General features: G+C 47.5%; 9 protein-coding genes, 4 tRNA genes and 3 rRNA genes. All 16 read right to left on the reverse strand.

Going from position 1 to position 14,936, the window contains the following annotated elements:
• Positions 1-185: 185 nt before the first annotated feature.
• Positions 186-1,610, reverse strand: coding sequence for a trimethylamine methyltransferase family protein (locus SPSPH_RS18635; RefSeq protein ID WP_075757941.1), 1,425 nt, complete (start codon positions 1,608-1,610; stop codon positions 186-188).
• A gap of 42 nt (positions 1,611-1,652) precedes the next feature.
• Positions 1,653-2,876, reverse strand: a complete 1,224-nt coding sequence (locus SPSPH_RS18640; protein WP_075757942.1) for an NAD/NADP octopine/nopaline dehydrogenase family protein — start codon at positions 2,874-2,876, stop codon at positions 1,653-1,655.
• A 35-nt stretch (positions 2,877-2,911) separates the two neighbouring features.
• Positions 2,912-3,712 carry a methyltetrahydrofolate cobalamin methyltransferase gene (locus tag SPSPH_RS18645; RefSeq protein ID WP_223226034.1) on the reverse strand — a complete coding sequence of 267 codons (801 nt, stop codon included), beginning with the start codon at positions 3,710-3,712 and terminating at the stop codon, positions 2,912-2,914.
• A gap of 12 nt (positions 3,713-3,724) precedes the next feature.
• Complete coding sequence (locus tag SPSPH_RS18650) at positions 3,725-4,360, reverse strand: corrinoid protein (protein ID WP_075757944.1); 636 nt, start codon at positions 4,358-4,360, stop codon at positions 3,725-3,727.
• 270 nt (positions 4,361-4,630) lie between these two features.
• Positions 4,631-6,082: a sigma-54 interaction domain-containing protein gene (locus SPSPH_RS18655; RefSeq protein ID WP_075757945.1), complete on the reverse strand. Its 1,452-nt coding sequence runs from the start codon at positions 6,080-6,082 to the stop codon at positions 4,631-4,633.
• A 70-nt stretch (positions 6,083-6,152) separates the two neighbouring features.
• The gene (locus tag SPSPH_RS18660) at positions 6,153-6,890 is read right to left on the reverse strand and encodes a SagB/ThcOx family dehydrogenase (protein WP_075757946.1); all 738 of its coding nucleotides are present in this window, start codon (positions 6,888-6,890) and stop codon (positions 6,153-6,155) included.
• A 95-nt stretch (positions 6,891-6,985) separates the two neighbouring features.
• The gene (locus SPSPH_RS18665; RefSeq protein ID WP_075757947.1) at positions 6,986-7,693 is read right to left on the reverse strand and encodes a hypothetical protein; all 708 of its coding nucleotides are present in this window, start codon (positions 7,691-7,693) and stop codon (positions 6,986-6,988) included.
• A gap of 73 nt (positions 7,694-7,766) precedes the next feature.
• Entirely contained in the window at positions 7,767-8,012 is a 246-nt protein-coding gene (locus tag SPSPH_RS18670) for a hypothetical protein (protein ID WP_075757948.1), read from the reverse strand.
• Positions 8,013-8,427: 415 nt separating this feature from the next.
• Positions 8,428-11,345, reverse strand: a 23S ribosomal RNA gene (locus SPSPH_RS18675).
• A 202-nt stretch (positions 11,346-11,547) separates the two neighbouring features.
• Positions 11,548-11,664: ribosomal RNA gene (gene rrf / locus SPSPH_RS18680) — 5S ribosomal RNA — on the reverse strand.
• Between the two features lie 202 nt (positions 11,665-11,866).
• Positions 11,867-13,423, reverse strand: a 16S ribosomal RNA gene (locus SPSPH_RS18685).
• Together the 16S, 23S and 5S rRNA genes with 4 tRNA genes alongside form the textbook arrangement of a ribosomal RNA operon.
• 37 nt (positions 13,424-13,460) lie before the next feature.
• Positions 13,461-13,535, reverse strand: a tRNA-Gly gene (locus SPSPH_RS18690).
• A gap of 166 nt (positions 13,536-13,701) precedes the next feature.
• Positions 13,702-13,778, reverse strand: a tRNA-Val gene (locus tag SPSPH_RS18695).
• Positions 13,779-13,837: 59 nt separating this feature from the next.
• Positions 13,838-13,914, reverse strand: a tRNA-Pro gene (locus SPSPH_RS18700).
• Positions 13,915-14,020: 106 nt separating this feature from the next.
• Positions 14,021-14,107: transfer RNA gene (locus SPSPH_RS18705), tRNA-Leu, on the reverse strand.
• A gap of 134 nt (positions 14,108-14,241) precedes the next feature.
• The gene (locus tag SPSPH_RS18710) at positions 14,242-14,925 is read right to left on the reverse strand and encodes a Crp/Fnr family transcriptional regulator (protein ID WP_083945740.1); all 684 of its coding nucleotides are present in this window, start codon (positions 14,923-14,925) and stop codon (positions 14,242-14,244) included.
• Between the last annotated feature and the right edge of the window lie 11 nt (positions 14,926-14,936).

Here is a 14,936-nt window from a genome sequence, read left to right on the forward strand (position 1 = left end):
CTTTACTTAACTTCTTAACAATTGTCCATTATCCTGCAAAGGTAAAGCCACCCTGGCGGCAGGTGTTTTTCCCCCTGCCGCAGGTTAGCCGCCCTAACCCGGGGACTTAGGAGCTGGCCTGTGCCGTTGTAACTCCCACCTGTAAAAGATGGGAGTTTTAGCACAGAACAATCATGGGATAAAACTTACAAACCGAGCTTTTGTTCCCACTTTTCCAGTTTTGCCAATACAGCGGCATCAAGCTTAGGAACTTCGTGATTTTCCAGAATGTCTGCAATTTTATCCTTAATCTTGCGGCTTACTTCCGAGAAGTCTTCATTATTCATCTTCCGGCTGAACAGGCTGGGATACCATATTTTGCGGAAATTTTTATTGGTATGCACTTCTGTCAGATAATGCCCGCCCGGGCCTACCTTTTCAATGACGTCAAGGGCGAACTCATCCTCCGCCACATCGATACCGGCGGTATAATGCTTTAAGCCTTCGATGATTTCATTGGCCAAAACCACCAGTTCCGGGGAAACACTCTTGCAATGATCCATTACCCCCACATCATGAATGAGATTGGCCTTGCTTAACATGGTGGAGAAAATTTCAAAGGTGGCTTCCGCGACCGCCTGCTCATCAATGACTTTAGCGTCAGAGCAGCCTGCCGTGCCGTAGAAAGGCAAGCCGTAATAGGCTACCAAATCGGCCATGGCGGCAATATTCAGATGGAACTCCGGCGCCGCATAACTGCCGATACTTGTTCTCATATCAAAAACAGACGGCATGGCACCATAGATAAAGGGAGCGCCTTCACTAACCAATTGCGTGATAACTAACCCGGTCAGAGCCTCGGCATTGCACTGTGCCAAGGTCGCCACCTTGCTCATCGGCGATGTCCCCCCCATCATGCAATAAGGCATATACACAAAGGGGATACGGTTTTTTGCACTGATGTATATTTTTTCAGTGCTTTCCAGCGGATGGGTCAAGGGCGGTATGGGTTCGCAGTAATTGAAGATAAACGGTTTTGCCTGCAATTTGTCCAGACCACCGGCGACATCGGCAGCAATATCAATGATCTCCTGCAATGCTTGAATATCGTTTGTGGAAAAATTAATGGTTTTACTGAAGTTTTTCACGGTTTCAATAAAGGTGCTTTGGCTTTGCACCTTCGGGTCAACATCTGCCGTCATGCCCACCGACAGGACAAAGAAGATATTGGGCAGATAGTCGGCCACCTTACACATGGTTTTAATGTCTTTTTTGAGAAACTGGCGTACAGTATTGGTAACAGGGTCGACAAGCTCCAACTGGTCTGAATGGGTGCCGAAATATACCTGGTGCTCGCTATTGATTACCATTGCCGGTTCTCCGTCACGTGTGTAGAGGGTTATTTCCTTGGGCGCGCTCTGAATTGCCTGATCAACCATAGCCCGCGGAATGCGGATACGGCCGTCCTCGCCCAACTGCGCGCCATTAGCCAGCAGCAAGGTTGTAACGCGTTCCCCGGTTATTTTCATCCCCACTTTTTCCATTAAGTAGATGCTTTTTTCATGAAGCTTATCAATCTTTTCCTGATTCAGCACCGCAAATTCGATATTCCGTCTAATTGGCACAGCCATCTGGTTCCTCACTCCCTCTTCATACTGGTAACACCTGGCCTGCTATTTTGCCTGGTACACGCCCTCACGCAGGTAAGCGTTCATTTCTTCTTTGCTCATATGGCCGATACCCAGATAATCCAGGGTATAACCCATTTGATAGAAATCCCTTTGCAGAATTGCCGAAGCCAGATTAATCATGGAATCAATAACCGGTGTCTTGACGCCGAATTTCTTGCCCAGCTCATGATACACATGGCAGCCTACCGGAATATCTTCGGTAATATATCTATTTTCCATAGTGAACGGGCCGGTGCCAAATTGAATCGGGTCTTGCTGGTCAAACGGAATCACATAATCTTCTCCCATATATTCGGCTCCCAGCACATTTTCCCGGGAGAAGAACTGTTCTTTGCGGTAGGGTTGAATACCGACCCCCATAGCTTCGGCCAAGTCGCATTCTTCTTTGTAGAAGGCATATTGTACTTCGGAAATGGACGGGCAGTAGGCATGGGAGTAAATGCTGAATTTGTATTTATCTTCACCGAAAATTACGCCGAAGTTTTCCATAACGCCCACACCTAAAATAGCGCCAGGACAATGCAGCACCGGATTAACATTGCTAAAGCCGGTATCCATAACCGTATCGCCGGCAACAGCGCCTTGTCCATGGGTCACCGCATCCATTGACGGCAGATATTTTGCGCTTTCGAGGAAAGCGTCGGTGTCACAAGCCGGCATGGCAGCCCCGCGCAAGGTAATAGCCCGGTAATATACACGAATCTGCGGTAAAATTACGCCGCCCTTTATTTCCACCCGACTGCCATAGGTTGAACTGGACCAGCCGCCGATTATCACTTGTTTCGTGCAGCCGGCTTCCCGCATCATCTTTCTTAAAATCAGGGAGCCATAGTTATCGGGAAAGATATGAATGACCATGCCGTCTTCCAACGCCGGAATCAGTTTCTCAAAAAACGGCTTATGACCGGCGCAAGGTGTTGCCACAACCACTAAGCCTGCCCCTTTTACCGCTTCGGCCACATCGGTGGTAACCTTGTCCATCCTGGCCTGGCCGTGCCGTTCAAACCCATACAGATTCAGCTGATCACCAAAAAATTTAATTCCAGTTTTTTCGACGCCGAATAATGTTTTTTCGGCAAATGGCGGCAGATCACATAGCCGGACCTTAGCTCCCCCCAAAGCACAATCACCGGCAATCGCCTTGCCTACCGCCCCGGCACCAAGTACCGCAATCGGTTTAGTTTTTAAATACTCCATGGTTTGCATTGTTATTTCCTCCTCAGTCTTTAATAGCTCAGCCTTTAATAAAATCCCTTGCGATGGGCTTTAATGTAGCCCATGCAGTATTCATCCTGCCCTAACAGGGTTTTGGCGGCATAAATGAGTCCCATCATGCTTTTATCTGTCGGATTCAAAATATAGCCGTCCATACCCACAGCCATGGTTAGCGCTACAAACAAGCTGTTTAAATATTTCCGGTTTGGCAGCCCATAGGATACATTGCTTAAGCCACACATAAAATGAACTTGCGGATATTGCTCCTTGATCAGCTTTATGGTTTCCAGCACTTCCACGCCGGCGGTCCCCACACTGCTAACCGGCTTAACCAAGGGGTCAAAGTAGATGTCATCATCCTTGACCCCGGCGGCGGTCAGTTTTGCATGCAGGCTTTTTACTACCCGTATACGGTCGGCTGCTGTATCAGGCATGCCTGTGTCATCCATGCATAATGCCACAATTTTTGCCTTGTATTTTTGTACCAGCGGTATTATGGCTTCAAACCGGGAGCTTTCATCGGTTATTGAGTTGATCATCGGTGTTCCGTACTTTACCAGCTCCAGACCGGCTGCTAACGCCAGCGGATTGGGGCTGTCAATGCATAAAGGAACTTTGACGGCTTCCTGAACGGTATTTACCAGCCACCGCATATTCTCAACCTCATCGAAAACCTTGTTGCCGCAGTTAACATCAATATAAGTTGCGCCGGCTTCGACCTGTTCCAGCGCTACCTGCTGGATAACCTGAGCATTTTTGTTATCTACCGCTTCACTAATAGCCTTGCGGCTGGTATTAATTAATTCGCCTACAATTACCAACGCCATTCCTCCAGTCTGCTAATTTGCCACCATGGCAGCCGCCATTTCCTTACAAGCCACGGCATCCACGCAATAACCGTCAGCTCCGATCTTTTCAGCGAACTCAGGATATAGAGGAGCACCGCCAACCAGAATCTTGACATTATCACGCAATCCGGCTTCTGTAATTAGCTCAATGGTTTCTTTCATCGCCATCATAGTTGTGGTTAACAAGGCGCACATCCCCACAATCTTAGGCCTATGCTCTTTGATGGCATCCACGAACTTCTCCGGCGACACATCAATCCCCAGGTCGACGACATTAAAGCCGCCACTTTCCAAAATCATGACAACCAGGTTCTTGCCAATATCATGTAAATCGCCTTTTACCGTACCCATCAAAAAAGTAGCCACCCCTGCTGAATCATCTGTCGAAAGCAGGGGTTTTACTAATTTCATGCCCTCTGCCAACGCTTTAGCTGACATCATAACCTCAGGAATAAACATTTCACCGGCTTTAAACTTGGGCGCCACAATATCCATGCCTGCCAACAGGCCGTTATTGACAATATCCAGAGGAGCTGCACCACTGTCAATTAATTGCTGGGTAAGACTTTGCACACTTTCAGGATCACCCTCAAATACTGCTGCTGCTACTTTTTTGAAATCACTCATTGTACTTGCCTCCATCCTATTAGATAATATTTAAAAACTTCTCCCTGCCAACAAGATAATGCATTTCTCATGCCACATTTAATGCATGTTTGAAATATTGCTTTCATAAAACAAATAAAATGCCAGAAAGGCAGAGCCTCTCTGGCATTTTATTTGTTTTACTTTTTGGAAATTTTAGATAAGTCCCCAGTAAATTATTTCCATATTAAGGTTTTGAGCGGTTATTGTGATTCATATTCGAAACAAGGCTGATTCAATTGCGCTTCACTTTTAGTCGCTGCGCTCCTGGCTATCCGCAATCGCATCACCATTATTGCAATATTTTTCAATCAGCCGGTGGGCCCTGCTCTGACTTATCTTCAATGCGTGCGCAACCTTACGGGAGCTGCCGTATTTTCGAAATGCCTCCACAACCATATTACGTTCCAGTTGGGCCACCGCCCTATCCAACTGGCTTAGCCGCACCTCATTTTCTTCAATAAGCTTTATCTTTTTGGAAAACGCCTCCGAGAAAACCTTGGGCAAATGTCCAACATGAATGACCGAATCCTCCACAACCACGACCAGGCGTTCCATCATGTTCTCCAGCTCCCGGATATTGCCCGGCCACACATAATCCAGCAATATATCCCGGCACTCAGGCGATATACGGTGTTCCTTTTTGTACTTTTTATTAAACTGATTTAAAAAATAATAAATCAGCGCCAAAGTATCCTCACGACGCTCTCGCAGCGGTCTTAATTCCATTTCAATAACATTAAGGCGATAATATAAATCTTCACGAAAAGTGCCGTTTTCTATCATCTCTGTGATGTTTCTGTTGGTGGCTGAAATAATCCGGCAATCGGCCGTTCTCACCTGATGGCCGCCGACAGGGATAAAGCGCCGTTCCTGAATAAACTCTAAAATCTTTCCCTGCAGGCGCAGCGGCAATTCCGCTATTTCATCTAAAAACAAGGTCCCCCCGTCGGCCAGTTCCAGGAGCCCCTTCTTGCCTTTTTGCAAAGCACCGGTAAAAGCCCCTCCCATATAGCCAAACAGTTCTGACTCAATCAGTTCTTCGGGAATGGCGGCACAATTAATACTAATAAACGGCCCGTCTTTACGCGAACTAATTCTGTGGATATTCTTGGCCAGCGCACTCTTGCCTGTCCCTGTCTCTCCCAGAATTAAGATATTAATATCCACAGGTGCCACTCTTTCCACCAATTGCATCAAATCTTTCATCTGGCTGCTGTTAGCCACAAGCTTAACATTTTGCAGTTCTTTCTTTCTTAATACTACAACCTCATCTTGCATGCGCGCCAGTAATTCCTTGGTTTGCTCTAAATCCCGCTTAGTATCTTCCAACTCCCGCACATCCCGGCAATTTTGCACCAATAACTCAATGTTCCCGCCTGCATCATAGATAGGAGTATTGGTTACCAGCATTTTTGCTCCGGTCCGGGTTGTTTGTTCCAAAGTATTCTGCCTGGTACTACGCAGGGTAATCGGGGCAGTAGGCGGATAGCAGCCAACATTCTCCATAAATTGCCATGAATCTTTGCCAATTACATCACTTGGTTTGATTCCGTAATATTTCTCACAGGCTCTATTGGCATAAATGGTTACCCCGTTACCGTCTGTAGCAAAAATCGCATCATGCGAATGATCTAAAATCTTTAACAAAGTTTCTTTGCCCAGTTGACAATGATTAGTGTCTTTATTTTGATATGCTTTCACACTGTCCCCCTCTTTCCCGCTTGCTTTGCCACATACTTATCGGCAGTTCTTGGGACATTAAGCGGCATGATTACGGCTTTTTGCCAAGAGCAGCCACATACACGGCAAATTGTGCTTCACCGTCAAGACCGAGGGCCTGATTTAACTGATCATCATCAAAAGCGGCAATCGCGCACACGCCGCAGTCGGTTGTTTCTGCCGCCAAATACAGGTTTTGACAGACATGTCCGGCATCAAGATGCAAATAGCGATATCCCCGTTGCCCATAGCGGTAAGTCATCCGGTAGGCAGCCGCCGTCCAAATAAAAGTGACTGCGCTAGTCTTAACAAACCGCTGCCTGAGGCAGGCATCGGTAATGACAGTACTAATATTCTCCGGAAACGCAAGCTTGGCCAACTGATGATCGACTGCCAAAAACTTGTACAAGCCAGGTGCCAGTCCTGCCACGTTATTTACCAATAGATAGGTTTCAAAGGCATGCCTGGCACCTGCAGACGGCACTGTCCGCAGGGTGACTAAATGCGGTTCAACCGACTTTACCCCCTGAGTGCACCAAAGCAAATACGAAAGCTCGGATAAGGAGACAGGTGTAGCAGCATATCTGCGCACACTAACGCGCTGAACAATGGCCTGAGTAAGCGCTATATCGGCCTTATACTTTCCGGGATCAGGCAAATCAATAATACTAACAGCAGTCTCCAACTCCAGTTCTACCGGCGGATGCGGCAGCCCTTGCTCCTGGTCGGATGGTGATAAATGTTTGTATTTAGTTTTCTCCATAAACTCTTTACCAATGTCCAATGCCATCACTGTCCCCCCTGTTTCTTCAAAATCTATATCTTTATTCTCTTGACAAAAACATTTTCCTGCTTAGGTCCTTAACAGGTGACAGTGGCTAAAAACTATTTCCAGATTGTATATCGCAACAAAATCTTTTCGTCGTCAGACATTTTTAAATAATCAGCACCAACCCGGTTAACACGCACCCCAGCCCCAAACGTACCTGCACCGCCAATCAAATCAACCTGCGGACGGTATTTTCTTGCGGCAATTTCGTTTAACTTGGCTGCTACAATTTGTTTATCACTTTCCCGCTGCAGCGCAACCTCTTTATTAACCAGGTCTGTTACATCAACGGTAGCCGCCGTACTGATTTCACCAATTAGCTTGCCCTTTTCAAACTTGCTCGTTTCACCGGAAATTCCCTGTAGTTCAACGTTTTGTCCATTGTATTTCAGATAAACGATGGGTGCTTGTACCTGCATATCAATATCAGTCTTTTCCAGTGAGGCAATTTCCTGACCTGTTCCGGCGTCCTTATATATAATAGTTTCTTTTGGTACATAAGCCAATTCAGTTACTGTTTTGGTCTCGGTTTTTACTACCGGTGGTTTTTGCTGTTCGGTATATAGAAGTTGTTCGGTATAATTCAGGCGTTCTTTGGTGCTGGCCAGAGCCTCCCGCAGCCCGGAGACATACCAGGAGTGCATAGCCCAGGCACCAAGGCCGGCACCTAGCAAGAAAATAATTAGTAACGGTAAATACTTTTGCTTCCAAGTATCGGTAAGCCTTGCCGCTGCTGTTTTACCCTCGTTCAATTCCATATTCAATCCCATCACTCCTTGCCATAGTCTAATAGTACGCCATATAACAAGCGTTATTATGTAGGCGACAAAAAGTCGCCTATACTATGAGCTTGATCACCAATCCTATGGCCACAGCCCCTGATAGCCAGACCACCCATTTGGGCACCTGATATTTAGCAGCCGCCTCCTCAACTTTATCATCAATTTTTGATCCGACATTTGTGATTTCATCCTTGAGTTCTTTTTTTATCCTGGAAACCTCTTCTTTGAGCTCTGCTTTAAGCTCTTCCTTAATTTCCTTCTTGATGCTCTCCTTTAATTCGTCTAACACTTTTTCGTCCACCTGCCCACCTCCTGCTTTATTCTATTCTGTTAACCAGTGTTGTGTTACATAAGCAGTGAACCAAGTTATTAGGAGCAGAGCGACGCTAGAACTTGTGTAAATCGCTTAGTTCCAAGCAGAGCGCGGAACTTCCTTATACAACAAAAATATGCCCGTACCTTATACAGGTACGGGCATATTTCACATTCCCTGAAAACTTCACATAAGCAGAGAACCAAGTTATTAGGAGCAACGCGACGCTAGAACTTGTGTGAATCGCTTAGTTCCAAGCGGAGCGCGGAACTTCCTTATACAACAAAAAAAAGCCCATACCTTATACAGGTACAGGCTTTTTCACATTCCCTGAAAACTTCACAGAAGAAAGACTGCGCATTAGGTTCTATCTAATGTTTGCACTTCATGCAAACGAGGTGTTTAAGTCAAGTCCTCGGCCTATTAGTACCAGTCAGCTGCATGGATTGCTCCACTTCCACATCTGGCCTATCTACCTTGTCGTCTACAAGGGGCCTTACTTCTTTCGAATGACAGACCTCATCTTAAGGCTGGTTTCACGCTTAGATGCTTTCAGCGTTTATCCTTTCCGAACGTAGCTACCCAGCTGTACTCCTGGCGGAATAACTGGTACACCATTGGTTCGTCCACTCCGGTCCTCTCGTACTAGGAGCAGTTCCCTTCAAGTCTCTTACGCCCGCGATGGATAGGGACCGAACTGTCTCACGACGTTCTGAACCCAGCTCACGTACCACTTTAATGGGCGAACAGCCCAACCCTTGGGACCTACTTCAGCCCCAGGATGTGATGAGCCGACATCGAGGTGCCAAACCTCCCCGTCGATATGGACTCTTGGGAGAGATTAGCCTGTTATCCCCAGGGTAGCTTTTATCCGTTGAGCGATGGCCCTTCCACTCGGTACCACCGGATCACTAAGCCCGACTTTCGTCCCTGCTCGACTTGTTGGTCTTGCAGTCAAGCTCCCTTCTGCCTTTACACTCTTCGCGCGATTTCCATCCGCGCTGAGGGAACCTTTGGGCGCCTCCGTTACTCTTTCGGAGGCGACCGCCCCAGTCAAACTGCCCGCCTGATACTGTCCCGAATCTCGTTACGATTACGGTTAGAACTCCAGTAAATAAAGGGTGGTATCCCAACATCGACTCCATTGAAACTTGCGTTCCAACTTCCCTGTCTCCCACCTATCCTGTACATCATTTACCAAAACTCAATGTCAGGTTGCAGTAAAGCTCCATGGGGTCTTTCTGTCCAGTCGCGGGTAACCTGCATCTTCACAGGTATTTCAATTTCACCGGGTCCCTCGTTGAGACAGTGCCCAAGTCGTTACACCTTTCGTGCGGGTCGGAACTTACCCGACAAGGAATTTCGCTACCTTAGGACCGTTATAGTTACGGCCGCCGTTTACCGGGGCTTCAATTCAAAGCTTCGGACTCAACCTGACCTCTCCTCTTAACCTTCCGGCACCGGGCAGGTGTCAGCACCTATACGTCAGCTTTCGCTTTAGCAGGCACCTGTGTTTGTGGTAAACAGTCGCTTGGGCCTCTTTTTTGCAACTCATTCCCGCTTCGATCGTTTCGAATCTACACGGTTTACAAGCTCCCCTTTTCCCGAAGTTACGGGGACATTTTGCCGAGTTCCTTAACGAGGGTTCTCCCGCGCACCTTAGGATTCTCTCCCCGCCTACCTGTGTCGGTTTACGGTACGGGCACCTATTATCTCGCTAGAAGCTTTTCTTGACAGTGTGGGATCAATGAATTCACCGTTATTTCTAACAGCTTTCCGTCACTCCTCAGGCTTTTCGCAGAGCGGATTTGCCTACTCTGCACCCTACAAGTTTAGACGCGACTTTCCATCCTCGCGCTCATCTACCCTGCTGTGTCACTCCATCACTCAAACGACTCTAGGTGGTACTGGATTTTTAACCAGTTGTCCATCGCCTACGCTTTTATGCCTCGGCTTAGGTCCCGACTTACTCTGAGCGGACGATCCTTCCTCAGAAATCCTTAGGCTTTCGGTGGACAAGATTCTCACTTGTCTTTTCGCTACTCATACCGGCATTCTCACTTCTTATCAGTCCACATGTCCTTACGGTCATGCTTCGACCCGATAAGAACGCTCCCCTACCCATGTCATTAGACATGCCATAGCTTCGGTTCCGTGCTTTAGCCCCGGACATCTTCGGCGCACAATCTCTCGACCAGTGAGCTATTACGCACTCTTTAAATGGTGGCTGCTTCTAAGCCAACATCCTGGTTGTTTCGGAAATTCCACATCCTTTGCCACTTAGCACGGCATTGGGGACCTTAGCTGATGGTCTGGGCTGTTTCCCTCTTGACTACGGATCTTATCATTCGCAGTCTGACTCCCAGGTTAAAGTATATTCATTCGCAGTTTGACAAGGTTCAGTAACCTAAAAGGCCCCTAGCCCTATCAGAGCTCTACCGTCTATACTCATTACCTGAGGCTAGCCCTAAAGCTATTTCGGGGAGAACCAGCTATCTCCGCGTTCGATTGGCATTTCACCCCTATCCACATCTCATCCCAAAGCTTTTCAACGCTCACGGGTTCGGTCCTCCACGCATTTTTACCTGCGCTTCAACCTGGACATGGATAGATCACTGCGGTTTCGGGTCTACAATAACTAACTGTCGCCCTGTTTAGACTCGCTTTCGCTTCGGCTCCGTGTGTTCCACTTAACCTCGCTAGTTACTGTAACTCGCCGGTTCATTCTTCAATAGGCACGCCGTCAGCCTCATATGGGCCTTCGACTGCTTGTAGGCATACGGTTTCAGGTTCTGTTTCACTCCCCTCCCGGGGTGCTTTTCACCTTTCCCTCACGGTACTATGCGCTATCGGTCGCCAAGGAGTATTTTGCCTTGGAGGGTGGTCCCCCCTGCTTCCCACAGGGTTCCTCGTGTCCCGTGGTACTCTGGATTCTGACCCTCAGATGCAATCTTTCGCCTACAGGGCTATTACCTGCTGCGGCCTACCTTTCCAGGTAGTTCGACTAGATATTTTCTGATTTATGTCAGTCCTCAACCCCAGAGAGCTAAGCTCTCTGGTTTGGGCTCTTCCCCGTTCGCTCGCCGCTACTTAGGGAATCTCGTTTGATTACTTTTCCTCCGGGTACTTAGATGTTTCAGTTCCCCGGGTGCCCTCACTACCTTAGTAGTGTGACGGTGCATTACCACCGCCGGGTTCCCCCATTCGGAAATCTAGGAGTCAAAGCTTGCTTGCAGCTCATCCTAGCTTTTCGCAGCTTACCGCGTCCTTCTTCGGCTCTTGGCGCCTAGGCATCCACCGTATGCCCTTACTAACTTGACTTAATTGGTTTAAGCCGTTAATTGCTTACGTTTTGCCTTCAGTTAAATCCTAATTGCGCGTTTAAGAACTTCTCATATTTGCATATAAGAGGTTGGTTAAACTTTGCTTTCTTCTGTGCAGTTTTCAAGGAACAACGGAACATCTATGTTATCATAATTACTTGTTTGTTTCAACAAGCAAGTTATGGTAACTTTAGTTCCTGAACCAGCAACTTCCTAATCTCCCAGGCCGTTTCCAGCCAAGTACCTTCGGCGTTTATGGGCTTAACTACTGTGTTCGGGATGGGAACAGGTGGAGCCCCACAGCTATCGTCACTGGATATGGTGTTTTCAGGAATATCTATGTTAGCATGGTCACTCGTATATTTCAACAAGTAACTTTTACTAATTAGCATTCCCTCAAAACTAAACAATGTAAGTGATACTACAGCGAGCACATAAGCTCCGTCTAGTATCGTAATGCTTTGCCAAATGTACCGACCTGGAATACCGGGTCTTGTTTCATACCCGAGTTCTCCCTAGAAAGGAGGTGATCCAGCCGCACCTTCCGATACGGCTACCTTGTTACGACTTCACCCCAATCATCGACCCCACCTTAGACGGCTAGTTCCATTTCTGGTTACCCCACCGGCTTCGGGTGTTGCCAACTTTCGTGGTGTGACGGGCGGTGTGTACAAGGCCCGGGAACGTATTCACCGCAGTATGCTGACCTGCGATTACTAGCGATTCCGACTTCACGGAGGCGAGTTGCAGCCTCCGATCCGAACTGAGAGCTTGTTTGTGTGTTTGGCTCAACCTCGCGGTCTTGCTTCACTTTGTTTAAGCCCATTGTAGTACGTGTGTAGCCCAGGACATAAGGGGCATGATGACTTGACGTCATCCCCGCCTTCCTCCGCATTGTCTGCGGCAGTCTCCCTTGAGTTCCCACCTTTACGTGCTGGCAACAAAGGATAAGGGTTGCGCTCGTTGCGGGACTTAACCCAACATCTCACGACACGAGCTGACGACAGCCATGCACCACCTGTTTTTGTGTCCCCGAAGGGAGGGATCTATCTCTAGATCTTTCACTCAATGTCAAGCCCTGGTAAGGTTCTTCGCGTTGCGTCGAATTAAACCACATACTCCACCGCTTGTGCGGGCCCCCGTCAATTCCTTTGAGTTTCAACCTTGCGGCCGTACTCCCCAGGCGGGGTACTTATTGCGTTAACTCCGGCACAGAAGGGGTCGATACCCTCTACACCTAGTACCCATCGTTTACGGCCAGGACTACCGGGGTATCTAATCCCGTTCGCTCCCCTGGCTTTCGCGCCTCAGTGTCAGACACAGTCCAGAAAGTCGCCTTCGCCACTGGTGTTCCTCCCAATATCTACGCATTTCACCGCTACACTGGGAATTCCACTTTCCTCTCCTGCACTCAAGATTCCCAGTTTCCTGCGCCCATACGGTGTTGAGCACCGCACTTAGACACACGACTTAAGAATCCACCTACACGCCCTTTACGCCCAATAATTCCGGACAACGCTTGCCACCTACGTATTACCGCGGCTGCTGGCACGTAGTTAGCCGTGGCTTCCTCCTTTGGTACCGTCATTAGATTGCATTATTCACACAATCCACGTTCGTCCCAAACGACAGAGCTTTACAATCCGAAGACCTTCTTCACTCACGCGGCGTTGCTCCGTCAGACTTTCGTCCATTGCGGAAGATTCCCCACTGCTGCCTCCCGTAGGAGTCTGGGCCGTGTCTCAGTCCCAGTGTGGCCGTTCATCCTCTCAGACCGGCTACTGATCGTCGCCTTGGTGAGCCTTTACCTCACCAACTAGCTAATCAGACGCAGACCCATCTCTAAACGATAGCTTACATGTAGAGGCCATCTTTCTTAACTTAGCCATGCAGCCAAGTTACCACATTCGGTATTAGCACCACTTTCGCGGTGTTGTCCCCAGTTTAGAGGCAGGTTGTCTACGCGTTACTCACCCGTTCGCCACTAAGTATCTATTGCTAAATACTCCGTTCGACTTGCATGTGTTAGGCACGCCGCCAGCGTTCGTCCTGAGCCAGGATCAAACTCTCCATAAAATTTATTATGAAGCCGTTTAATGGCTCATTTACTTTTTGGAGCGGAAAACGAGATTCGAACTCGCGACCCTCGCCTTGGCAAGGCGATGCTCTACCGCTGAGCTACTTCCGCACCGTTATTAATTGACGTGGTTTTTAACCACTTGCACATCTGGCATTTTATGATGCATTACTTACATTGTTCAGTTTTCAGGGAACCGCAATCCTTAGCGCCGCTCAAGGCGACTTTTATAGGTTACCACAGTCATCATACTATGTCAACTGTATTTTATTGGATTTGGTGGGGCTATCGTGACTCGAACACGAGACCTCTACGATGTCAACGTAGCGCTCTAACCAACTGAGCTATAGCCCCAGCAAGGAATTATAATATTAACAGCCTATAATCAATTTGTCAATAGTAAAATTGCAAATTGGTCGGAGCGGCAGGATTCGAACCTGCGACCCCCTGGTCCCAAGCCAGGTACTCTACCAAACTGAGCCACGCCCCGAAATGTAAATTATATTAAGGATGTTCTTCGCTACCGCTCAGAACTAAGCGATTCGCACCAATCAGTCTTCACTTCTCAGTTCGCCTTCTTGGGCTCTCTGCTTAGATGGTGCCGGAGGTCGGACTCGAACCGACACGGGGTTGCCCCCGGCAGATTTTGAGTCTGCTACGTCTGCCAATTACGTCACTCCGGCAAGTTCAGTTGTACAACCCGTTTTGGGGTGCAGAAGTTATTATAGAGTAAAACAATCAAACCGTCAAGGAATAGTTTCAACTATTGTTTTCATGTACTATTAGCAGTTCTAGCTGAACGAGAAGCCGATTGTTCTTATTCGCTGAGCAACAGCTCAAATGCATCACGCTGCAAAATGGTGATTACCCGCTTATCTATATGAAGTATTTTCTCACGTGACAAATTCCTTAGTTCCCGGCAAAGGGACGGACGGGATACGTTCAGATGCTCGGCCCATGCCTTTTGCGTGTAAGGCAGCTCAATAACATTACTGGCCCAGTCTGTTGAAATACAATGCAATAAGGAATACGCAATTTTGCTTTGAATAGAGCAATAAGACAACAGTTCAATCTTCTGGTTCAGCATAACCAGTTTTTCCGACATAAGTGTCAAAAAGTTTGCCAATAAGGCTTTGTGCTTTGATAAAGCAGTTATAACATCTTGTTTAGGCAATAACATAACATCCGTGTTAGCACGTGCTATCACCTGACAGGGATATGCCGGCATTTTGGAAAAAATGGCGCCTTCGGCAAACAAATCGCCTTTTTCTTTACAAATTAAACTTACGACCTTGCCGGACTGAAAATTCTTTTGAACTTCAACACTTCCCCGCAAAATAATCCCGATATAGGCTATCGGTTGATCCATTCTAAATATGTATTGATTTTTTTTATAATTACCGATTTTGTAGGCTGTGCCCTGCAAAATGTTTTGGATATTCGCTGTGTCAATATCTTTAAATAGCGGACAGCTTGCTACCACAGGGATAAAACATTCCATTTCAATCACCA

Origin of the sequence: Sporomusa sphaeroides DSM 2875 (assembly GCF_001941975.2) — a bacterium.
Taxonomy (GTDB): Bacteria; Bacillota; Negativicutes; order Sporomusales; family Sporomusaceae; genus Sporomusa; species Sporomusa sphaeroides.